Origin of the sequence: Citrobacter gillenii, from assembly GCF_013337685.1 — a bacterium.
GTDB classification, from domain to species: Bacteria; Pseudomonadota; Gammaproteobacteria; order Enterobacterales; family Enterobacteriaceae; genus Citrobacter; species Citrobacter gillenii.
On the sequence record NZ_SUQN01000007.1, the window covers coordinates 201,871 to 222,985 of the forward strand.

General features: G+C 54.1%; 21 protein-coding genes. 12 read left to right on the top strand and 9 right to left on the bottom strand.

All coding sequences use genetic code 11. From position 1 onward, the window contains the following. Positions 1–131 precede the first annotated feature (131 nt). On the bottom strand, positions 132–1,334 hold the full coding sequence (locus FCH32_RS17710; protein ID WP_117342513.1) for an L-lactate MFS transporter: 1,203 nt from the start codon (positions 1,332–1,334) through the stop codon (positions 132–134). 250 nt (positions 1,335–1,584) lie between these two features. Beyond that, the gene (locus tag FCH32_RS17715) at positions 1,585–2,289 is read right to left on the bottom strand and encodes an autotransporter outer membrane beta-barrel domain-containing protein (protein WP_117342514.1); all 705 of its coding nucleotides are present in this window, start codon (positions 2,287–2,289) and stop codon (positions 1,585–1,587) included. Positions 2,290–2,448: 159 nt separating this feature from the next. Between FCH32_RS17715 and tag the strand changes: the two genes are divergently transcribed. Both tag and FCH32_RS17725 read left to right on the top strand, forming a co-directional pair. Beyond that, positions 2,449–3,030, top strand: coding sequence for a DNA-3-methyladenine glycosylase I (gene tag / locus FCH32_RS17720; RefSeq protein ID WP_117342515.1), 582 nt, complete (start codon positions 2,449–2,451; stop codon positions 3,028–3,030). Continuing rightward, positions 3,008–3,448 (top strand): N-acetyltransferase, encoded by a 441-nt coding sequence (locus FCH32_RS17725; protein ID WP_096759154.1) that lies wholly within the window; start codon positions 3,008–3,010, stop codon positions 3,446–3,448. Before tag ends, FCH32_RS17725 begins: the two co-directional genes overlap by 23 nt. Here FCH32_RS17725 and FCH32_RS17730 read toward each other — a convergent pair. Continuing rightward, positions 3,417–5,750, bottom strand: a complete 2,334-nt coding sequence (locus tag FCH32_RS17730; RefSeq protein ID WP_174361275.1) for a molybdopterin guanine dinucleotide-containing S/N-oxide reductase — start codon at positions 5,748–5,750, stop codon at positions 3,417–3,419. The genes FCH32_RS17725 and FCH32_RS17730 overlap by 32 nt on opposite strands. A 160-nt stretch (positions 5,751–5,910) precedes the next feature. On the opposite strand from FCH32_RS17730, the gene FCH32_RS17735 reads away from it, so the two are divergent. The 6 genes from FCH32_RS17735 to ghrB all read left to right on the top strand — a co-directional run bounded on the left by FCH32_RS17735 (position 5,911) and on the right by ghrB (position 11,825). Further along, positions 5,911–6,573, top strand: a complete 663-nt coding sequence (locus FCH32_RS17735) for an OmpA family lipoprotein (RefSeq protein ID WP_045448680.1) — start codon at positions 5,911–5,913, stop codon at positions 6,571–6,573. A 101-nt stretch (positions 6,574–6,674) separates the two neighbouring features. After that, the gene (locus tag FCH32_RS17740) at positions 6,675–7,691 is read left to right on the top strand and encodes a LacI family DNA-binding transcriptional regulator (RefSeq protein WP_174361276.1); all 1,017 of its coding nucleotides are present in this window, start codon (positions 6,675–6,677) and stop codon (positions 7,689–7,691) included. Between the two features lie 100 nt (positions 7,692–7,791). Next, positions 7,792–8,541 (top strand): sugar phosphate isomerase/epimerase family protein, encoded by a 750-nt coding sequence (locus FCH32_RS17745; RefSeq protein ID WP_174361277.1) that lies wholly within the window; start codon positions 7,792–7,794, stop codon positions 8,539–8,541. Between the two features lie 3 nt (positions 8,542–8,544). Next, positions 8,545–9,483 carry a sugar kinase gene (locus FCH32_RS17750; protein WP_174361278.1) on the top strand — a complete coding sequence of 313 codons (939 nt, stop codon included), beginning with the start codon at positions 8,545–8,547 and terminating at the stop codon, positions 9,481–9,483. A 64-nt stretch (positions 9,484–9,547) separates the two neighbouring features. Further along, positions 9,548–10,828 carry an MFS transporter gene (locus tag FCH32_RS17755; RefSeq protein ID WP_174361279.1) on the top strand — a complete coding sequence of 427 codons (1,281 nt, stop codon included), beginning with the start codon at positions 9,548–9,550 and terminating at the stop codon, positions 10,826–10,828. Positions 10,829–10,850: 22 nt separating this feature from the next. Continuing rightward, positions 10,851–11,825: a glyoxylate/hydroxypyruvate reductase GhrB gene (ghrB, locus tag FCH32_RS17760; RefSeq protein ID WP_115257203.1), complete on the top strand. Its 975-nt coding sequence runs from the start codon at positions 10,851–10,853 to the stop codon at positions 11,823–11,825. A 58-nt stretch (positions 11,826–11,883) separates the two neighbouring features. Here the strand turns inward: ghrB and FCH32_RS17765 are convergent, their stop codons facing one another. Next, positions 11,884–12,594: a DUF3053 domain-containing protein gene (locus FCH32_RS17765; RefSeq protein ID WP_096759146.1), complete on the bottom strand. Its 711-nt coding sequence runs from the start codon at positions 12,592–12,594 to the stop codon at positions 11,884–11,886. Positions 12,595–12,972: 378 nt separating this feature from the next. On the opposite strand from FCH32_RS17765, the gene FCH32_RS17770 reads away from it, so the two are divergent. The 3 genes from FCH32_RS17770 (at position 12,973) to cueP (ending at position 14,483) form a co-directional block, all read left to right on the top strand. Further along, positions 12,973–13,263, top strand: coding sequence for an HTH-type transcriptional regulator (locus FCH32_RS17770; protein ID WP_115257202.1), 291 nt, complete (start codon positions 12,973–12,975; stop codon positions 13,261–13,263). A 281-nt stretch (positions 13,264–13,544) separates the two neighbouring features. Beyond that, on the top strand, positions 13,545–13,757 hold the full coding sequence (gene cspE, locus FCH32_RS17775; protein ID WP_004126446.1) for a transcription antiterminator/RNA stability regulator CspE: 213 nt from the start codon (positions 13,545–13,547) through the stop codon (positions 13,755–13,757). A gap of 186 nt (positions 13,758–13,943) precedes the next feature. Continuing rightward, on the top strand, positions 13,944–14,483 hold the full coding sequence (cueP, locus tag FCH32_RS17780) for a copper-binding periplasmic metallochaperone CueP (RefSeq protein WP_174361280.1): 540 nt from the start codon (positions 13,944–13,946) through the stop codon (positions 14,481–14,483). Positions 14,484–14,546: 63 nt separating this feature from the next. Here the strand turns inward: cueP and glyS are convergent, their stop codons facing one another. From glyS to FCH32_RS17795, 3 genes are all read right to left on the bottom strand, one after another. Then, positions 14,547–16,616: a glycine--tRNA ligase subunit beta gene (glyS, locus tag FCH32_RS17785; RefSeq protein WP_174361281.1), complete on the bottom strand. Its 2,070-nt coding sequence runs from the start codon at positions 16,614–16,616 to the stop codon at positions 14,547–14,549. Positions 16,617–16,625: 9 nt separating this feature from the next. Then, complete coding sequence (gene glyQ / locus FCH32_RS17790; protein WP_001168551.1) at positions 16,626–17,537, bottom strand: glycine--tRNA ligase subunit alpha; 912 nt, start codon at positions 17,535–17,537, stop codon at positions 16,626–16,628. A 95-nt stretch (positions 17,538–17,632) separates the two neighbouring features. Continuing rightward, positions 17,633–17,941, bottom strand: coding sequence for a YsaB family lipoprotein (locus FCH32_RS17795; protein WP_174361282.1), 309 nt, complete (start codon positions 17,939–17,941; stop codon positions 17,633–17,635). 175 nt (positions 17,942–18,116) lie between these two features. Here FCH32_RS17795 and FCH32_RS17800 point away from each other — a divergent pair, with 175 nt between their 5' ends. Further along, positions 18,117–19,112: an acyltransferase gene (locus tag FCH32_RS17800; RefSeq protein ID WP_174361283.1), complete on the top strand. Its 996-nt coding sequence runs from the start codon at positions 18,117–18,119 to the stop codon at positions 19,110–19,112. Between the two features lie 13 nt (positions 19,113–19,125). On the opposite strand, the gene yiaB is transcribed toward FCH32_RS17800, so the two are convergent. Both yiaB and xylB read right to left on the bottom strand, forming a co-directional pair. Beyond that, positions 19,126–19,473 (bottom strand): inner membrane protein YiaB, encoded by a 348-nt coding sequence (yiaB, locus tag FCH32_RS17805; RefSeq protein ID WP_115257199.1) that lies wholly within the window; start codon positions 19,471–19,473, stop codon positions 19,126–19,128. A 167-nt stretch (positions 19,474–19,640) separates the two neighbouring features. Then, a complete protein-coding gene (xylB, locus tag FCH32_RS17810; protein ID WP_174361284.1) occupies positions 19,641–21,095 on the bottom strand; it encodes a xylulokinase in 1,455 nt (484 codons plus the stop codon). Between the last annotated feature and the right edge of the window lie 20 nt (positions 21,096–21,115).

Sequence of the window (21,115 nt, forward strand, 5' to 3'; positions counted from 1 at the left end):
CAGAGTTTGAAATGTCTACGGGCGCGAGTAAGTAGACCACAGGTAAACGCAAAAGTGCTTATAGAGAATGAAAATGGCGCATATATTTTTGTAAATATATGCGCCAGGTATTAATGACACCACTAATAGAATCAGGCGTGCGCCTCGGTAAATACGCTACGCTGAGGCTGACGAATGGTGGTAGACAGCGCCAGCGAGATGATTAACAGCGCGAAGATGACACAGAAGGTCACGTAAAAACCGCCAAACAGGGAAGCGATGATGGACCCACAGATGCTGCCAATCCCGAAGCCCAGATAGATAACCCCATAGTTTTTAGCCAGATTATTCAGGCCAAAGAACTCACTGACCAAGGACGGGAACACGGTAATCGTACCGCCAAAGTTAAAGGCAACGCAGGCAATCGCCGCGAAGAAGGTCGCTTCGTTCAGCGGTGCGAATAACAGCGCCGCCATACCGACCAGCGAAACAACCTGACCAATGGTGATAACGCGAATACGGGAAATCTTGTCGGACAGGATGCCCAGCACCAGACGGCCTGACAGGTTAGCGATGGAAATCACCGTCACCGCATTGGCCGCTGTCGCCACATCCATATGCGCCAGAGTTTGTGCAATATCTTTTGCCACACCAATGACATACAGCCCACTCATACACGCGGTCAGGAACATCACTGCCAGCATCCAGTACTGTGGTTTGCGCATCGATTGCGCCAGAGTGTAGTCGTGCTCGACCACGCCATTCACCGTTTTTACTTCCTGATTTGGTGCATCTTTCATCAGCGTAGAGCCAAAGACGATCATCACCAGCACAATGGCACCCCAGATAACAAAGGTTTTCTCCAGCCCGACGGTTTCCAGCAGATGAGTGTCGATAAACTTGAAGCCGAGGCTGCCGAGGCCATAAGAGCCGATAGCAAAGGCAGAAATCAGCCCTTTACGCTCAGGGAACCATTTTACGCAGTTGGACAGCGTTAACAGGTAGCCCGCACCATCCGCCAGGCCCACCAGCACACCCGCACTCAGCCACAGCATAATCAGGCTGTCAGAGTGTGCGGTTAAGAAGAAGCCCACGCCCAGCAGGATACCGGATGCCATGGTGACGCGTTTCACGCCAAAACGTTCCTGAAGTTTCCCGGCGACAGAAGAAGAAATCGCCAGGCCCAGGCTTAACAGGCCAAAGGAGAAAGCCACCTGGCTGACCGGCGCATCCAGCTTTGAAGAAAGCGCGCCATTGAACAGGCTCCAGGTGTAAACCGAACCTAAGGCAAATTGGGTAATGATGGTGCCGATCAGGGTCAGCCACCGGGTACGCTGATAATCAGAAGTTTTCATGGCAGTATTCCTGCATAAGCAAAATGGGAAATTCTCTGCCAACAACCATACCGAAGTGCATTTATGACGAGGGGAAAACGGCATGAAGTGCCATCAGAACGGAATGAAATGCCTGGATTGCGGAATGAATGACGAGACAAAAAGTGAGAGGACCGGATTTTTCACACAAGTGAGTACCCGCTATCACTGAGACGCGTGTGATTATTGATTCTAATATGTAACAGAGTTGTTTTATTTACGCATGTTCGCGTTAAAATTTAGCGCTTACTCCCATGGTGTACATATAGTCACTGTTATTGGTGCTATTTTCCGCCTGAGAGAGCGCAGCATAGGCCGCCATATGCGGATTGAGCAGCATATCGGCACCCACGGTAACATCCAGCCAGTTGCCGTCCTGACTCGCCGCGGACATCCGGCTGAGGCCCGATTGCGCCTTCCAGATATTCTCGCCAAACTGCTGGTTATAGCTGATTTGCGCCCACGGACGCACATCGCCAAACTGCGAATTAACCCGCCAGCCTAAGGTGCTGACGCTGGCATGCCATAACGGATCGGTCTGCGTGACGGACGTCGCACTGTCGCCAAACTCGTTATAGGTGGACGTTGCCGAACCGTCATAATGTAGGGCTGCGATCGGGCCGGTCGTCACTTGTCTGGACACGGGGAAATTCCAGCCCATACTCATACCGCTGGTCGTATCCAGCGTCGTTTGGTCCGCCAGGTTCACCACCGGACCCGCCACGCTCTTCGTGGAACGAATGCGTTCTTCAAGTATGTCGTTATAGCGTGGTTGGTGATCGCTGTCCCATGTATAACGTTCAGCCGTATGACCTGACATAGCATCAACGATATATTCTTGTTGCCAGCCATAGGCCGTATGGGTAGACAGCGCACAGACCACGACGCTCACCAGAAGGCTGAACCTCTGGCGACCACTACTGTTTCTTATAATCATCAACGCGACTCCAGAAAAGAGCCGAATTCGGCGATATTATTGTCATTGTGTGAAGGATATCGGGCACATTAGGCCCTGTATTAAATATTGTCTTTTTAGCGGGCGCGTCAAGGCGAGCCGAATGAAATTTTTACGCCAGTAAAAACAGCGAGGAAGAATATGCAGCGTTGCGGCTGGGTCAGTCAGGATCCACTATACATTGCCTATCACGACAAGGAGTGGGGGGTCCCCGAAACCGATGGTCAAAAGCTGTTCGAGATGATCTGTCTGGAGGGGCAGCAGGCAGGGTTATCGTGGATAACCGTCCTGAAGAAACGGGAAAACTATCGTCATGCTTTCCACCATTTCGATCCTGTCGCCGTTGCCGCGATGACCGAAGATGATGTCGAAAGGCTGGTGCTGGATGCCGGTATTATTCGTCATCGAGGGAAAATTCAGGCCATTATCGGTAACGCACGCGCCTACCTGGCGATGGCGCAAAACGGCGAACCGTTTAGCGAGTTTGTCTGGTCGTTCGTTGATCATCAACCGCAGCTGACGCGCGCCGCCAGCCTGAGCGACATCCCCACCTCAACCCCTGCGTCTGACGCGCTCTCAAAAGCGTTAAAAAAGCGCGGCTTTAAGTTTGTCGGCACCACCATCTGTTACTCCTTTATGCAGGCATGCGGGCTGGTCAACGACCATGTCACCGACTGTATTTGCTACCCGGAGGGTCAACATGATTCGCCAATCAACGCCTGACGATCTGGCGCCGATTCTGGCGCTGTGGATGGATAGCACGATTTATGCTCATCCGTTTATTGAAGAACGCTACTGGCGTGAGAGTGAACCCATCGTACGCGATGTCTACCTGCCCGCAGCACAAACCTGGGTATGGGAGGAAAGCGGCCAGCTCAAAGGCTTTGCCAGCGTGATGGAAGCGCGCTTTTTGGGCGCACTGTTTGTTGAACCTACCGCCATCAGAAGCGGGATCGGCAAAGCGCTGGTGCAGCATGTCCAGCAGCGCTTTTCGTTGCTCAGCCTTGAGGTTTATCAGAAGAACCAGTCAGCGGTGAATTTCTACCATGCGCTGGGTTTTCGTATTGAAGACAGCGCATGGCAAGAAGAGACGCATCACCCCACGTGGATTATGAACTGGCAGGCGGATCAAACGCCGTAAGCGCCAGTGCGGGCCCGGTGTACTTTTCCAGCCACGCCAGCGCGGTGTTGCCCGCGCAGCCATTCCCCAGCTTCGAGCTGGGGAGATCGCAGGTCAGCACATTCACCGCGCCATTCTTACAAATGCCCCCTGCGGACAGGTCCAAATCTGGCCAGGCGCCCTCGTGAATACAAATCACGCCCGCTTTGATGCCTGTCGTCACCACCGCCCCGGCCAGAATTTGCCCGCGATGATTCCACACCCTGACCGTGTCGCCATCGGCAATCCCCCTCGCCTTCGCATCCTGCGGGTGAATGGTCACCGGTTCGCGATCCGCCACCGCGTACTGCTCGCGTAACGTGCTGTAATTCAACTGGCTGTGCAAACGGTGCGCCGGATGGGCCGACAGCACCTGTAATTGCTCGGGCTCAGCATTGCCGAACCATTCATCCGGCGCCAGCCACATCGGGTGCCCTGCACAATCCGCGTAGCCGTAACTTGCAATCTTCTGCGAGTAGATTTCGATTTTGCCGCTGTCAGTTTTCAGCGGATGCGCCTGCGGGTCACGGCGAAAATCAGCAAAGCGAATAAACTGCGCGTTGGCGGCACTTTCCGGCATTTCGATAAGCCTGTTGGCCTGCCAGAACTCGGCAAAGGGCGGCAACGTCACCTGCTGGCTGGCCCCGCGCTGCCCGGCAATCTTGTAAAAGGTTTCCAGCCATTCCAGCTCGCTTTTGCCTTCCGTAAACCGTTCATACCCGCCCTGCTCCCAGCGCTCGCTGAGTTCAGCAAAAACATCAAAATCATTGCGCGCCTCATCGCGTGCCGGCACAACCTGCTTCATCGGTACCAGATGCTGATTACTGTAATCACCGGTCATGGTGAGGTCGTTACGCTCAAAAGAGGTGGTGGCGGGCAAAACGATATCGGCATGCTTCGCCGCCGCAGTCCAGAAACACTCGGAGATCACCACCAGCTCTGGCTTTTGCCAGGCGCGAATCAGACGATTGGTATCCTGATGATGGGTGAAGTTTGCCCCGCCCGCCCACCAGAGAAAACGGATGTCCGGGAAATGGCGGTCCATACCGTTGTGTTGGTAGAACCCTCCGGGGTTTTCCAGAGCCTCAACGATGCGCGCAACCGGGATTTTATCCACCGCATCGGTGCCACCTTTTACGCTCCCCTGCATGGAGGCGAGCACCGCCGCGCGACGCGTCGGATTGCCGCCGTTAGCAAAATGATAAGAGAGACCAAAACCACCGCCAGGCGTGCCAATTTGCCCGAGCATGGCGGCCAACGTGACGATCATCCAGTGCTTTTGTTCACCATACTGCTGACGTTGCATACCCCACCCGGCCATCAGCATAGTGGTGTTTTGGTGAAATATTTCTGCCAGTTCACGTATTTTCGCCGCAGGTACACCACAAATCTCCGCAGCCCACTCTGCCGTTTTGGCGACATCATCGGATTTCCCCACAAGATAGTCGGCAAATCGTTCATAACCGGTGGTACAGCGGGCAAGAAACGCCTCGTCGTGCCAGCCGTTTTCCACCAGCGTATGGGCAATGCCGAGCATGAGGGCGACATCGGTACCCATATGCGGGGCGACCCACTCCATTTTGTCACCAAAGAAATCCACGCTCTCCGATCGCATCGGATCAATGCAGATCAGGCGTTTACCGCTGTTGCGTAACGCCTCAAAGTACGCGAGCCCCTGCTCATCAGAGGCGTTCCAGGCAATCTTCAGGGTGTTGAGCGGATTCGCGCTCCAAAGCACCACCACGTCGCTATGTTCCAGTACGACGGGCCAACTGGTCTGCTGCTGATAGACTTCGTTCCCGCCCACGACGTACGGCATGATGGCCTGCGCCGCCCCCGTTGAGTAATCCCCCAAATGGCCGGTATAACCACCCGCCAGCGCCATATACCGCTGCAGCAGGGTCGCGGCCTTGTGTAACACACCGTTCGAACGCCAACCGTACGAACCGGCAAAAATGGAGGACGGACCGTAACTGTCGCGGATGCGCTTATGCTGGGTATGGATCAGATTCAGCGCCTCATCCCAGCTGACACGGACAAACTCATCCTGCCCGCGCACACCCAGTGGAGCCTCCGGCGAGGCCAGAAAGCCTTTACGCACCATCGGAAAACGCACCCGCGTTTTGCTGTGTACCTGATCGCGCACCACGGTCTGCAACGAATTGGGCTGTGAAGTGGGCAATGCGCCACGCGAGGAGAAAACCGTGTCGCCATCGGTTTCAACAAGAATGGGTCCCCAGTGGGCGGCGGTTAATACCGAGTAATGTGCGGGTGAATTAGCCAAGATGGCGCTCCTGAATGCGATGTGACGGCTTATTTATTATGCCGTTCAATGTTACTTACAAATTTCAGAGTCTTCCCTGGAATTTTCTTCATGTTCACACGTCATAATCAACCGCCACAGTCGCTGTGGTAAAGAATAAAAAAGTCATTAAGGAATTAAGATGAAGAAACGTGTATTTGTGATTGCTGCCATCGTGAGCGGCGCCCTGGCGGTTTCTGGCTGCACAACAAACCCTTACACCGGTGAACGCGAAGCGGGTAAATCCGGCATGGGGGCGGGCATTGGTTCGCTGGTGGGTGCGGGCATTGGCGCGCTCTCCTCGTCGAAGAAAGATCGCGGCAAAGGCGCGTTGATTGGCGCAGCCGCAGGGGCCGCCGTGGGTGGTGGTATCGGTTACTACATGGACGTGCAGGAAGCAAAACTGCGCGAAAAAATGCAGGGAACCGGCGTGAGCGTGACGCGCAGTGGCGATAACATCATTCTGAATATGCCCAACAACGTCACCTTCGACAGCAGCAGCGCCAACCTGAAACCTGCCGGGGCCAACACCCTGACCGGCGTGGCTATGGTGCTGAAAGAGTACAATAAAACCGCGGTCAACGTATTGGGCTTCACCGACAGCACCGGCAGCCAGGATCTGAACATGCGTCTGTCACAGCAGCGTGCGGACTCTGTTGCCAGCGCCCTGATCACTCAGGGTGTGGAAGCTAACCGTATCCGCACCCGTGGAATGGGCCCGGCGAATCCAATAGCCAGCAACAGCACCGCGGAAGGTAAAGCACAAAACCGCCGCGTAGAGATCACGTTGAGTCCAATTCAGTAACGTTTTGTGCCGGAGACAGGCTGCGCCTTATCCGGCATGAAGCACTTGCCATCGTTGATTTTCACGATAAGGTGTTCACACTAAATTCAGGGAAATCAGCGATGAGCAAATCAACACGTGCCACCATCAGCGATGTGGCGAAAGCCGCAAAAACGGGTAAGACCAGCATTTCACGCTACCTCAACGGTGAGAAGCATCTGCTTTCCGACGCGCTGTTGGCCCGCATTGAACACGCCATTGCCGAACTCGACTATCGCCCCAGCCTGATGGCACGAGGCCTGAAGCATGGCCGTACCCGCCTGATAGGCCTGATTATCGCCGACATTACCAACCCCTACTCCGTTAACGTGTTAAGCGGTATCGAAGCTGCCTGTCGCGAAAAAGGCTTTACCCCGCTGGTCTGTAATACCAACAACGAAGTTGACCAGGAGCTGCATTATCTCGATCTGCTGCGTAGCTATCAGGTTGAGGGGATTGTGGTGAATGCCGTCGGCATGCGCGAAGAAGGGCTGAACCGCCTGCAACAGTCTGCACTACCGATGGTGTTGATTGATCGTAAAATTCCGGATTTCGCCTGTGATATGGTCGGTCTGGATAACACCCAGGCGGCGACAGTTGCCACTGAGCACCTGATTGAACAAGGCTTCGAAGCTATTCTGTTCCTCAGCGAGCCGTTGGGGATGGTTAACACCCGACGCGAACGTCTGACTGCTTTTCGCGCCACGCTGGCGCGATATCCCGGCGTTATCGCCGAAAATGCTGAGGTTTCGCTGGCGGAAAATACGCAACTGGATGACACGCTGCGTCAGTTTCATCAGCAGCATCGCGGAATGCGTAAGGCCGTTATCTCTGCCAACGGCGCGCTCACGCTGCAGGTGGCCCGCTCGCTTAAGAGTATTGGCCTCAACTGGGGCAGCGACATCGGCCTGCTCGGTTTTGACGAACTGGAATGGGCCGAACTGGCTGGCGTCGGCATCACCACCCTGAAGCAGCCCACCTGGCAGATTGGCTATACCGCCGTCGAGCAGGTTGTACGCCGGATCGATGGTAAATCGGATGCTGTTCAGGAACAGGTTTTCTCCGGTGAGCTAATCGTTCGCGGGTCTACCGCCCGTTAAATTTCCTTCGTGATGGTGATCATAAATTCGGCATCATAGTCTTTTCTTTGGAACCGGTTCCATCTAGCGTTATAGCAAGAACGCACGATTTGGAGTTTCCATGAAAAGAAAAATTATGGTGGTCACCGCCGCTTACGGCTACGACCAGGTGCATGCAGCTGGCGGGCAAACTGCCATGCTGCCTATTATTGCTGAAGCTGGTGCTGACGGCGTTGAAATCCGCCGCGAAATGCTGAGCGACGCCGAGCTTAAAACACTGCCAACCCTGGCATCCGCGATTGAAATCTTCGGCCTGCTGGCCTGCTACTCCGCGCCAGAACCGCTATTTCTACAAGATGGTCATCTCAATCCCCACCTGCCGGCACTCCTTCAGGAAGCCCAAACGTTGCAGGCGTTATGGTTAAAAGTCTCCCTGGGTCATTTTTCCCATACTCAGCAATTCGACACACTGCGTGAGTGGCTCAACGACAGCGGTATGGAACTGGTGGTCGAGAACGATCAAACGTCCTGCGGACGACTGCAGCCTATGCTGCACTTCAGGGATGCCTGCCAGACGCAGGATCTGCCGGTATCCCTGACCTTTGATATGGGCAACTGGCTGTGGGTCGGCGACTCCCCCGAAGACGCCGCGCAGGCGCTCGCCTCAACCGTGGGATATATCCATGTGAAGGCCGCCACTCCGCATCTCGACAGCTTCCGTGCCGTTGCGCCCGATCGGGCAGACCCGCGCTGGCTGGCACTGTTAAACACGCTGCCCACGGACGTCCCGCGCGGCATTGAATTCCCCCTGGAAGGGCACGATTTAGCGGCGGTGACCCGTCACTACGTCGAACTGCTACGCGAGGAGTAACACATGAAAAATTCACTGGATGTCGTCACCATTGGCGAAGCAATGACGATGTTTGTCGCCACGCAAACCGGCGAACTGGCGGATGTAGAGACATTTATCAAACGGGTCGCGGGCGCAGAGCTTAACGTGGCAACCGGCCTTGCCCGTCTGGGCCTGAAGGTCGGCTGGGTGAGTCGCGTAGGTCACGACAGTTTTGGCCGTTTTATTATTAAGTCGCTGGAAAAAGAAGGGATTGATGCGCAGGGAGTCACCCAGGATGGACGCTACGCAACCGGCTTTCAGCTGAAATCTAAAGTCGAAAATGGAACCGATCCCATCGTGGAGTATTTTCGCAAAGGCTCAGCCGCCAGCCATCTTGGCATGGAGGATTATCACGAGGCGTACTTCTCCAGCGCACGCCACCTGCACCTGAGTGGCGTGGCGGCAGCGCTGTCCGCCAGTTCTTACGAACTGCTGGCCCATACCGCCCGCACCATGAAAGCCCAGGGAAAGACTATCTCGTTCGATCCCAATTTACGCCCGGTGCTGTGGAATAGCGAAGCGGAGATGGTGGAGAAACTCAACCGACTCGCATTCCAGGCCGACTGGGTTCTGCCGGGGTTAAAAGAGGGCATGATTTTGACGGGACAACAGACGCCTGAAGGCATCGCTGACTTTTATCTGCGCCACGGCGCGAAGGCAGTGATTGTTAAAACGGGTGCCGATGGCGCCTGGTATAAGACAGCCAACGGCGAGCAGGGCTGCGTCGCACCGGTGAAGGTCGACAACGTGGTCGATACCGTCGGTGCGGGTGATGGCTTTGCGGTCGGCGTCATCAGCGCCCTGCTGGAAGGGCACTCACTGCATCAGGCGGTGGCCCGAGGCAATAAAATTGGCGCCCTGGCCATACAGGTTCAGGGCGACAGTGAAGGATTACCCACACGTGAACAATTAGCGGAATAAACCCCCGGCCCACTCTGTACCCTACATACAGAGGCGGCGTAACAGCATAACCAGAGGGCAGTCTATGAATAGCTCAACCAATGCAGCAAAACGCTGGTGGTACATCATGCCAATCGTGTTCATCACGTACAGCCTGGCGTATCTCGACCGCGCGAACTTCAGCTTCGCCTCCGCCGCAGGCATTAACGAGGATCTTGGCATTACCAAAGGGATCTCTTCCCTGCTGGGTGCCCTGTTTTTCCTCGGCTATTTCTTTTTCCAGATCCCAGGCGCAATTTACGCCGAGCGCCGCAGCGTACGAAAACTCATTTTTATCTGCCTGATCCTGTGGGGCGGGTGCGCCTCGCTGACCGGAATGGTCAGTAACATCCCCATGCTTGCCGCCATCCGTTTTATTCTTGGCGTCGTAGAAGCCGCCGTCATGCCCGCGATGCTGATTTATATCAGCAACTGGTTTACCAAATCCGAGCGTTCACGCGCCAACACCTTCCTGATCCTCGGTAACCCGGTCACCGTGCTGTGGATGTCCGTCGTTTCGGGTTATTTGATTCAGGCGCTCGGCTGGCGTGAAATGTTCATCATCGAAGGCTTTCCGGCCGTCATCTGGGCGTTCTGCTGGTGGGTGCTGGTCAAAGACAAACCTTCCCAGGTGGGCTGGCTGACGGAGTCCGAAAAAAGCGCGCTGCAGGCACAGCTGGAACAAGAGCAGCAGGGAATTAAAGCCGTGCGTAACTATGGTGAGGCTTTCCGCTCACGCAATGTGATCCTGCTGTGTATGCAGTATTTTACCTGGAGTATCGGCGTTTACGGTTTTGTGTTGTGGCTGCCGTCAATTATCCGCAGCGGCGGCGCGAATCTCGGCATGGTGGAAGTGGGCTGGCTTTCATCGGTCCCGTATCTGGCCGCCACCGTCGCGATGATTTTGGCCTCATGTGCTTCCGACAAACTGCAAAACCGTAAGCTGTTTGTCTGGCCGCTGTTACTGATCGCCGCGTGTGCCTTTATCGGATCCTGGGCCGTTGGCGCTGACCACTTCTGGATGTCTTACACCCTGCTGGTGATAGCCGGTGCGGCGATGTACGCCCCGTATGGTCCCTTCTTCGCCATCATTCCTGAAATGCTGCCGCGTAACGTCGCCGGGGGCGCCATGGCGCTGATTAACAGTATGGGCGCGCTGGGGTCATTCTTTGGCTCCTGGTTTGTTGGCTACCTCAATGGCACCACCGGCAGCCCGTCCGCCTCGTACATTTTTATGGGGGTGGCGCTTTTTGTCTCAGTGTGGCTAACTCTGATTGTTAAGCCTGCTAATAATACCTGCATTCCGGTTGGCGCACGCCACGCTTAAATTTTAACTTACGGAGATTCGCATGAAGCCGTCCATTATTCTCTACAAAGCGTTACCTGACGATTTACTGCAGCGCCTGGAAGCACATTTTTCGGTGACTCAAGTCCCTAACCTGCGCCCGGAAACGGTCGCACAGCACGCGCAGGCCTTCGCCAGTGCGGAAGGTCTGCTGGGCTCCAGCGAAACCGTCAATAGCGCCCTGCTGGAGAACATGCCCAGGCTGCGCGCAACCTCAACAATCTCCGTAGGCTATGACAATTTCGACGTCGAGGCGCTTAACGCCCGTAATGTCTTACTGATGCACACCCCAACCGTACTGACCGAAACCGTGGCGGATACGATAATGGCACTGGTGTTAAGCACGGCTCGCCGCGTAGTCGAGGTGGCTGAACGCGTGAAAGTAGGTGAATGGACCAAGAGCATCGGGCCGGATTGGTTCGGCACCGATGTACATCACAAAACGTTGGGGATTGTCGGTATGGGCCGCATCGGCCTCGCACTGGCACAACGCGCCCATTTCGGCTTTGGCATGCCCATTCTCTACAATGCACGCCGCCAGCATAAGGAAGCGGAAGAGCGCTTCAACGCGCGCTACTGCAATCTGGATACGCTATTGCAGGAATCGGATTTTGTCTGTCTGATCCTGCCGCTAACGGATGAGACTCACCATCTGTTTGGCGCCGCGCAGTTCACCAAAATGAAGTCCTCCGCCATTTTCATCAACGCTGGACGTGGCCCGGTCGTGGACGAAACCGCACTGATTGCCGCCCTGCAAAGCGGGGAAATTCATGCCGCCGGTCTGGATGTGTTTGAGCAGGAACCGCTGCCGGTAGACTCTCCGCTGCTGTCGTTACCAAACGTGGTGGCGCTACCGCATATTGGTTCGGCAACCCATGAAACCCGCTACAACATGGCGGCCTGTGCGGTAGATAACTTAATTGATGCACTGCAAGGGAACGTCGAGAAGAACTGTGTGAATCCGCAGGTAGCAGGATAAAAAAATGCCGGGTGGCGCTACTGCGTACCCGGCATTCTGTATATCGCTATTCCCTGAATTACTGGGCTGCGTTCACCGCAGCAGTCCAGGCTTGATTAAATGCCTGATGCTGGGCTGCCAGCGGGCCAATCAGCGTGTTGTACTGGCTTGCCTGTTGTGAGGTCGGGAACTGGATACCGTTCGCCACAAAGCTCACCTGCGTATCCTGCTGCGCGATAAAATCACCCACCTGTACCAGTTGCTGCGTAAAGATTTGCGCGGCAGGAATCAGCGGCTGTAGAGCCTCTGACGGAGCAGTCACGACTTTGCTGTAGACCTGATCAAAGACGGGTTTCAGATCCTCGCTTTGCTTCAGCGCACCACGTGCGGCATCGGCCTGCAGCTTCGCATTCTGCAGCTGTTGCCCTAACACGCCCAGCGCACCATTTGCCTGACGCAGCGGTTCACGCTGGGTCACGTAATCCTGAGGAACACGGATGGCATTTACGCTATCCACAACCGGGCGCAGACCGGAGTCCATCGCCTGATTCACCTGCTGTGAATAACCATAAAGAATCGCGTAATCGGAGACAAACGGGCCAAACTGTTTTTTCTGATCGGCGGTCAGCGTCGGTAAACGCTCTCCGCTACGCATTGCAGTATTCTGCAGGAAATCGACAAACGCTTTGCGTTGATCGCCTTCTTTATCAAAACACCCACTCAGGCCAACTACCATTAAGAGCGCCAAAACAGGCGCAAACCAGCGAGAGCAGGACTTACCTGTCGCCATTTTAATACTCCTTCACCCAAAAATGCGCACAACGACACCCGCGTGCCTGACGATGACAAGGATAGTCCAGGTCAGCCCCGCAAGATACCCTTTCCGCGTAATCTTGTCGGGGAAAATACCCGTTTCGGTGGCCCTGCGTTTTGCTGAACAATGCGCCATCAGCCGAATGGCGTAAAAATTTTGTCATCTTTACAAATGAGTTTGGCCGAGAGGAGATCCCGACCGTTATCAGATCGTTAGCAAACTACAGGTCGGCCACCGCGATCCGCTGAAACGCGCCCACCGCGCGCACCCCACGCCCGGCGTCTTTTTTTGCGACTATTCTTAATGAGCTTCGATGAAATTCACGATCCCGCTGTGTGATTTTAGGAGTCCTCAATGGAATATAAAGATCCTATGCTTGAACTGCTTAGCAGTCTGGAACAGATTGTTTTTAAAGATGTATCGCAGACCGTCACCTTGACGCAAAAAGCCAACCCGTTTACCGAATTTGAACAGCTACGACGAGGGACGGGTTTAAAAACAGATGATTTTGCCCGAGTAATGGGCGTAACGGTTGCGATGGTTCATGAGTGGGAGTCTAAACGCGTAAAGCCTTCCAGTACCGAATTGAAATTGATGCGCCTGATTCAGGCCGACCCGAGATTAAGTAAGCAGTTGATGGATTGATGTTTTTTCTGGTTTTTCTTCAGAACGGTCCTGTAAATGGACCGTTCTACCACCAGCTCCAGCAACAAAAAAGAAAATAGTAGTTGCATCCTCCGGCGTAAAATGAGTTAATGCACTCAACGGTTTGACGTACAGACCATTACAGCAGTTTAGTAAGGCAAGTCCCTTCAAGAGTTATCATTGATACCCTTCGTAGTGAGCATTTTCCTTTACTGTTAAAAAATCTGTAAAGCACGCCATATCGCCGAAAGGCACACTTATTTTTTAAAAGGTAATACACTATGTCCGGTAAAATGACTGGTATCGTAAAATGGTTCAACGCTGATAAAGGCTTCGGTTTCATCACTCCTGACGATGGCTCAAAAGACGTGTTCGTACACTTCTCTGCTATCCAGAACGAAGGCTACAAATCTCTGGACGAAGGTCAGAAAGTTTCCTTCACCATCGAAAGCGGCGCTAAAGGCCCGGCAGCTGGCAACGTAACCAGCCTGTAAGCTTAAAAAGCTCAAAATTCTAGATCCCTGCCAAACGGCGGGGATTTTTTTTATCTGTCTCTCGCAATAATTTCCTCAGCTTTCTTCTTTGCATTACTTTACCCACCGCACCTTTGACCTTTCCCTAAGGGTAAGCTTTATAGTACGTCGGCATGTATTCCACAATTTTCACAAGGAATTGAAGCTATGTCGAAAACCTCACTGTTGCTGTTATTAGGTTTACTCACCACAAGTAGCGTATTCGCTGCTACCCCGGAATCAACCTTTCTGGCGCAACATGGGCTAAGCGGGAAATCCGTTGAGCAAATTGTCGACGCCATTGACCAGTCGCCTCAGAGTCGACCACTGCCCTATTCTGCCTCCATCACCAGCACCGAACTAAAGCTCTCTTCCGGTGAACAGGTTTATACGCTACCGCTTGGTGACAAGTTCTATCTCTCCTTTGCCCCATACGAATGGCAAACTCACCCCTGCTTTAACCACAGCCTTTCTGGCTGCAAGGGAGAAATGCCCGAGAAGACCTTTGATGTCAAAGTGACGGATAGCAAGGGAGACGTGGTGGTGCAGAAAGCAATGACCAGCTACCGCAATGGTTTTATCGGCGTATGGCTGCCACGCAATATGGATGGCACAATTGAAGTGAGCTACAACGGCAAAAAAGCGTCTCACGCCATCAAAACGATGAATGACAGCCAGACCTGTCTGACCGAATTGCAGCTGCGCTAACAGCATAAAAAAATGCCGGATAGGCAATTGCGTATCCGGCATTTTTTACGTCAAAACAGACGGTTACTGCAGCAGCGAAATATCCGCCACGCGCAGGAACAGCTCACGCAGTTTTTCGAGCATGGTGAGACGGTTGATACGTAAATCCTTATCTTCCACCATAACCATTACTTTCTCGAAGAACGCATCAACCGGTTCGCGCAGTTCGGCCAGTTCGACCAGCGCTTCCTGATAGCGACCCTCAGCAAACGCAGGCTCCAGCTTGTCACGCAGTACCACAACCTTCATCGCCAGCGTAATTTCTTCCGGCTCTTTCAGCGTTGCTGCATTCACACGGTCGTTCAGCGGCTCTGTCGTTTTCGCGAGGATGTTAGAAACACGTTTGTTGGCTGCAGCCAGCGCAGACGCGGCTTCCAGCGTACGGAAGTGCGAAACCGCCTTCATACGTGCGTCGAAATCAGCCGGACGCGTCGGACGACGCGCCAGCACCGCCTGAATGGTATCAACGGTGTAGCCTTCGTCCTGATACCAGGCACGGAAGCGACCCAGCATAAAGTCGATGACATCATCCACTACGTTCGCGTTGGACAGCTTGTCACCGTACAGACGTACCGCTTCTTCGGTCAGCGTTTGCAGATCAAGGTTCAGGTTCTTCTCAACGATGATACGCAGCACGCCCAGCGCAGCACGACGCAGTGCAAACGGGTCTTTGTCACCTTTTGGATGCTGACCAATACCGAAGATACCCGCCAGGGTGTCCATTTTATCGGCAATGGCTACCGCACAGGCCACCGGGTTAGACGGCAGGTCATCACCGGCAAAGCGTGGCTGATATTGCTCGTTCAGCGCTACCGCTACATCTTCCGCTTCACCATCATGACGTGCGTAGTGCATGCCCATCACGCCCTGGGTGTCGGTGAACTCGAAGACCATGTTGGTCATCAGGTCACACTTGGACAGCAGGCCCGCGCGGGTGGCATGGTTGACATCAGCGCCAATCTGTTCAGCAATCCAGCCCGCCAGCGCCTGAATACGATCCGTCTTGTCGCGCAGGGTACCCAGTTGCTGTTGGAACAGCACGGTTTGCAGACGCGGCAGATGATCTTCCAGACGTTTTTTGCGGTCAGTATTGAAGAAGAATTCGGCATCCGCCAGACGCGGACGAACCACTTTTTCGTTACCGGAAATAATCTGCATCGGATCTTTCGATTCGATGTTAGCGACGAAGATAAAGTTCGGCAGCAGTTTGCCGTCGTTCGCGTACACCGGGAAGTACTTCTGGTCACCTTTCATGGTGTGAACCAGCGCTTCAGACGGTACCGCGAGGAATTTTTCTTCGAACTTCGCCGTCAGCACCACCGGCCATTCAACCAGAGACGCGACTTCTTCCAGCAGGCTTTCGCTCAGGTCAGCGTTACCGCCAATCTTACGCGCCGCCTCTTCGGCATCGGCCTTGATTTTTGCCTTACGCTCGGCGTAATCAGCAATGACTTTGCCGCGCTGGCGCAGAATTTCAGGATACTGGTCGGCATTGTCGATGGTGAACTCAGGCTCGCCCATAAAGCGGTGGCCGCGGATCACGCGATCGGACTGAATACCCAGAATCGTTGCCGGGATGACTTTGTCGCCCAGCAGCAGCGTGACGGTATGAACCGGACGCACAAAGTGGACGTCGGACGCGCCCCAGCGCATCAGTTTCGGGATCGGCAGCTTAGCTAGTGACGTGGCAATCATGTTTGGCAGCAGCGTTTCTGCGCTTTCGCCTTTCACATGCGCACGGTACAGCAGCCATTCACCTTTGTCGGTGCTCAGGCGTTCAGCCTGATCAACGGTGATACCGCAACCGCGCGCCCAACCTTCTGCCGCTTTGCTCGGTTTACCTTCCGCGTCAAACGCCTGGGCAATCGCCGGGCCGCGCTTTTCTACTTCACGGTCAGGTTGCGATTCAGCAAGGGCAGCCACTTTCAGCGCCAGACGACGCGGCGCAGCAAACCACTCTACGTTGCCGTGTGCGAGGCCAGCATTGTCCAGCTCCGCAGTGAAGTTCGCAGCAAAGGACTCAGCCAGGCTGCGCAGTGCTTTTGGTGGCAGCTCTTCAGTGCCAATTTCCACCAGAAAAGTTTTCTCAGACATGGCCGCCTCTTATTTGTCTTTGTTGCACATCGGGAAGCCAAGGGCTTCACGGGAAGCATAGTAAGCTTCTGCCACTGCTTTGGTCAGGGTGCGAATGCGCAGAATATAACGCTGACGCTCGGTGACGGAGATGGCTTTACGCGCATCCAGCAGGTTGAAGCTATGGGCGGCTTTCAGAATACGTTCGTAAGCAGGCAGCGGCAGTGGGTTTTCCAGCGCCAGCAGCTGCTGGGCTTCTTTCTCATACTGCTCGAAGCAGGTGAACAGGAAGTCCACGTCAGCGTATTCAAAGTTGTAAGTCGACTGCTCGACTTCGTTCTGATGGAACACATCGCCGTAAGTGGTTTTACCCAGCGGGCCGTCGCTCCAGACCAGGTCGTAAACGCTGTCTACGCCCTGAATGTACATCGCCAGACGTTCCAGACCGTAAGTGATTTCTCCGGTCACAGGCTTACATTCCAGACCACCAACCTGCTGGAAGTAGGTGAACTGCGTCACTTCCATGCCGTTCAGCCACACTTCCCAACCCAGACCCCAGGCACCCAGCGTTGGGTTTTCCCAGTTATCTTCCACGAAACGGATGTCGTGAATGGTTGGATCCATACCCAGCTCTTTCAGCGAACCAAGGTACAGCTCCTGAATGTTGTCCGGGGACGGCTTAATGACGACCTGGAACTGATAGTAATGCTGTAAGCGGTTCGGGTTTTCGCCATAGCGACCGTCGGTCGGACGACGAGAAGGCTGCACATAAGCAGTCGCCATCGGCTCCGGCCCCAGCGCGCGCAGGCAGGTCATTGGGTGAGAAGTACCCGCGCCGACTTCCATGTCCAATGGTTGAACAATGGTGCAGCCCTGGCGAGCCCAGTAATCCTGTAAGGTCAGGATCAAGCCCTGGAAGGTCCTGGTATCAAACTTTTGCATATTATTTCGTGCTGGATACGTGTGGATTTAAAGGAAGCGATCAGTATACCCGCTGGCTGCAAGATATACAGTACGAAACGGGAAAAAGGAGGAACTTAGCGCATGGAAAGGTGCAAAAACTGCCCGTCTGCGTCAAATGAGCAGACAAAACTCTCTTTACGGAAGGTAGAACCACGCATCTCATAGCTGCCCTGGAACTGTTCGAAGCCGGTTACGTCTATTTTCTGCGTTCCGGTGTTATAACGTTCCGCCGCTTCATTTTTGCATAATGCTTCCATATCCAGCGAACGCGAAGAGCTCACTTTGGCCTTTTGCGCCTTCTGAGCCGGTGCCGGCGGCTGTGGGTCCGCGCATCCTGCCAGCAGGAGGGCAGCCATCGCGGGAAAGAAATACTTCATCATCATTTTATTACCCTCTGATTTGCGGGTCAGTCTTATTATTATTACTGTCTGGAAACGGATCCTATTTTGAGAATCTCATCGGACCATCACAAGCTTTAGCGTAAAAACTCAGATTATTCCAGTGAGATACATCCGCGAAATGCCAGTCAGACTTTTTTTAATGGAAACAGAGGAACTGATGCAGCCCAAAATTTTCTGGATTGATAACCTGCGCGGGATTGCCTGTTTAATGGTGGTTATGATCCATACCACCACCTGGTACATCACCAATGCGCACATCGTCAGCCCGTTAGCCTGGGATCTTGCCAATGTGCTCAATTCAGCTTCACGCGTCAGCGTACCGCTGTTTTTCATGATTTCAGGCTTTCTTTTCTTTGGCGAGCGCAGCGCCCAGCCGCGACATTTTCTCCGTATTGCGCTCTGCGTTCTGTTTTATAGCGCCGTCGCACTGGCCTACATCTCACTGTTCACCTCGATTAACGCCGAGCTGTCTTTGAAAAATCTGCTGCAAAAACCGGTGTTCTATCACCTGTGGTTTTTCTTCGCCATCGCCGTCATCTACCTGGTCTCACCGCTGATTCAAGTGAAAAGTATTAGCGGAAAAATGCTGCTGGCGCTGATGGTGGTGCTTGGCATCCTTGCTAATCCCAACACCGTCTCGCTAAAAATGGGGGGCGTTGAGTGGCTGCCCATCAACCTGTACATCAGCGGCGACACGGTCTATTACATCCTGTACGGCTTGCTGGGCAGGGCAATTGGCATGATGAATACACAAAAACGCGCGCTCACCTGGGTCTGTGCGGCACTGTGCGTCACCGCCGTCTTTGTTATCTCTCGCGGAACCTTATACGAGCTCCGCTGGCGAGGGAATTTCGCCGACACCTGGTATCTCTACTGCGGCCCAGCCGTATTTATTTGCGCAGTCTCGCTGCTGACGCTGGTCAAAAACACCCTTAGCGCACGCACTATCCCCGTACTGGGCCTGATTTCCCGCCACTCACTGGGTATCTATGGCTTCCACGCGCTGATCATTCATGCGCTGCGCACTAACAGTATCGAGCTCAAGAACTGGCCACCGCTGGATATGCTGTGGATTTTCAGCGCCACGCTGGCGGGCAGCCTGCTACTTTCGGTTCTGCTGCAACGCATCGATACACGCCGACTGGTGAGTTAACACTCACCCGTCGTTACTCTTTTAGCGGGCGCATCAGCATAATTTGCCCCGCTAAACACACGAAGAATGCCATTGGATAGGCGCCCATTTCGATGAGTGACAAGGGAGCGTTCAGCATCCCCAGCAGCAGCAACCCTACTGTTATCAATGCCACCATCTGGCACACACGCGTAAAGTGTTCGTCATTCTGATTACTATTTTCAGCACGCTGGTAAGCGTACGTCACAAACATCCCTGTCATCAGGACACCCAGAAAGTATCCTTTCCCGTTCAATAAGGGACAGGCGCGCCATAAACCAATAACGTAAATGAGTGCACCCGAAAGGAATAATAGCCATGCCATAAACCTCGTAGTCTTCATTGGGATCTCCTTATCCATCACGGATACAATATGAATAACCCACTAAAGACAACACAGAAAAATAGCACTAAGTTATATTTTCAGAATAAATCCATACACGTAAATTATTAATTTAAAAAATACATAGATTATAAAAATCCCCTCCATTTAGCAGAGGGGAAATATGATCATGACATCAGCGGCAGCAATTGCTGATAGAGACGACGGAAGGTTTCGCGACGCTGCAAATAAAGCGCATGGCGATCTGCGTCAGGATAATGCGCCTGTTCCAGCGCCAGTTGAGGCAATAGGTCAGATAATGGCTTATCGGAATTCATCGCAATTTGTGCCAAACGTGCCGCCCCCAACGCAGGACCAACGTCACCACCGGTACGGTAATCCAGCTGCAACCCGCTGATATCAGACAGCATCTGGCGCCAGTACTCGCTGCGCGCCCCGCCGCCAATGAGCGTAATGCTGGCCGGTTTAACACCACAGGCATGCACCACATCCATACCATCTGCCAGCGCGAATCCCACGCCTTCCAGCACTGCTTTCGCCAGTTCTGCCGGCCCATGCTGATGCGTCAGACCAAAAAAGACGCCTTTCGCCTGCGGATTATTATGCGGCGTACGTTCACCCGACAGGTACGGCAAAAACCAGACGGGTTCAGCCTGCTCATCCGCCTGTTGTGCCGCAGTTATTAGCGCAGGAACGCTGCTCAGCCCGGTTAATTTTGCCGCCCAGTCCAGGCAGGATGCCGCACTGAGCATAACGGACATCAGATGCCATCTTTCAGGTAAAGCATGACAAAAACTGTGTACCGCACTTTCTGGTTTACTGAGGAATCCGTCGCTTACCGCAAAGTAAACACCGGACGTGCCCAGCGAAAGCATCGCCTGACCGGCATTCATCATACCGACGCCAACCGCGCCTGCCGCGTTATCTCCGCCACCCGCAATCACCGGGATCTCGGACATGCCCCAGGCTTGCGCGACCGCAGGCAACAACGTGCCGGTAATCTCGCTGCCTTCAAACAACGCTGGCATATGCGCACGGGTCAGGTGACAGGCTGCCAGCATGACGTCGCTCCAGTCGCGCTTCGCAACGTCCAGCCACATCGTACCGGCGGCATCAGACATATCGCTGGCGAATTCCCCGGTCATACGCAAACGCAGGTAATCTTTCGGCAGCAGGACTTTATCAACCTGGCGGAAAATATCCGGTTCATGGCGCTGAACCCACAGCAATTTGGGTGCCGTAAAACCCGGCATCATCAGATTGCCGGTGATGCCGCGAGACTCTGGAACCTGGTTTTCCAGTATCTCGCACTCTTGTGCGCAGCGTCCGTCATTCCATAGGATCGCCGGGCGCAATACCTTCTGCTGCTCATCAAGTAGCGTCGCACCGTGCATTTGACCGGCAATCCCCAGGGCCTTCACCTCCCTGAGTGAATGTTGCTGAGCCAGTGCTTTGACGGCGCGATCCGTTGCCAGCCACCACTGTTCAGGATCCTGCTCCGACCATAGCGGATGAGGACGCGAAACCATGAGTTTCTCCGTCTGCGAGGCCACAACATCACCCTGCTCATTCAGCAGTATGGCCTTTACGCCTGATGTGCCCAGATCTATCCCGATATACATAGGGTATCGTTCCTTAAAGA

Bases quoted from the DNA above. Each gene is read 5' to 3' on its own strand.
- FCH32_RS17800 (WP_174361283.1), top strand. From the start codon at position 18,117: ATGCAGCCCAAAATTTTCTGGATTGATAACCTGCGCGGGATTGCCTGT.
- FCH32_RS17715 (WP_117342514.1), bottom strand. From the start codon at position 2,289: ATGATTATAAGAAACAGTAGTGGTCGCCAGAGGTTCAGCCTTCTGGTG.
- FCH32_RS17795 (WP_174361282.1), bottom strand. From the start codon at position 17,941: ATGATGATGAAGTATTTCTTTCCCGCGATGGCTGCCCTCCTGCTGGCA.
- FCH32_RS17735 (WP_045448680.1), top strand. From the start codon at position 5,911: ATGAAGAAACGTGTATTTGTGATTGCTGCCATCGTGAGCGGCGCCCTG.
- ghrB (WP_115257203.1), top strand. From the start codon at position 10,851: ATGAAGCCGTCCATTATTCTCTACAAAGCGTTACCTGACGATTTACTG.
- FCH32_RS17710 (WP_117342513.1), bottom strand. From the start codon at position 1,334: ATGAAAACTTCTGATTATCAGCGTACCCGGTGGCTGACCCTGATCGGC.
- FCH32_RS17745 (WP_174361277.1), top strand. From the start codon at position 7,792: ATGAAAAGAAAAATTATGGTGGTCACCGCCGCTTACGGCTACGACCAG.
- FCH32_RS17740 (WP_174361276.1), top strand. From the start codon at position 6,675: ATGAGCAAATCAACACGTGCCACCATCAGCGATGTGGCGAAAGCCGCA.
- tag (WP_117342515.1), top strand. From the start codon at position 2,449: ATGCAGCGTTGCGGCTGGGTCAGTCAGGATCCACTATACATTGCCTAT.
- FCH32_RS17770 (WP_115257202.1), top strand. From the start codon at position 12,973: ATGGAATATAAAGATCCTATGCTTGAACTGCTTAGCAGTCTGGAACAG.
- glyS (WP_174361281.1), bottom strand. From the start codon at position 16,616: ATGTCTGAGAAAACTTTTCTGGTGGAAATTGGCACTGAAGAGCTGCCA.
- FCH32_RS17750 (WP_174361278.1), top strand. From the start codon at position 8,545: ATGAAAAATTCACTGGATGTCGTCACCATTGGCGAAGCAATGACGATG.
- FCH32_RS17755 (WP_174361279.1), top strand. From the start codon at position 9,548: ATGAATAGCTCAACCAATGCAGCAAAACGCTGGTGGTACATCATGCCA.
- FCH32_RS17725 (WP_096759154.1), top strand. From the start codon at position 3,008: ATGATTCGCCAATCAACGCCTGACGATCTGGCGCCGATTCTGGCGCTG.
- cueP (WP_174361280.1), top strand. From the start codon at position 13,944: ATGTCGAAAACCTCACTGTTGCTGTTATTAGGTTTACTCACCACAAGT.
- xylB (WP_174361284.1), bottom strand. From the start codon at position 21,095: ATGTATATCGGGATAGATCTGGGCACATCAGGCGTAAAGGCCATACTG.
- FCH32_RS17765 (WP_096759146.1), bottom strand. From the start codon at position 12,594: ATGGCGACAGGTAAGTCCTGCTCTCGCTGGTTTGCGCCTGTTTTGGCG.
- glyQ (WP_001168551.1), bottom strand. From the start codon at position 17,537: ATGCAAAAGTTTGATACCAGGACCTTCCAGGGCTTGATCCTGACCTTA.
- yiaB (WP_115257199.1), bottom strand. From the start codon at position 19,473: ATGAAGACTACGAGGTTTATGGCATGGCTATTATTCCTTTCGGGTGCA.
- cspE (WP_004126446.1), top strand. From the start codon at position 13,545: ATGTCCGGTAAAATGACTGGTATCGTAAAATGGTTCAACGCTGATAAA.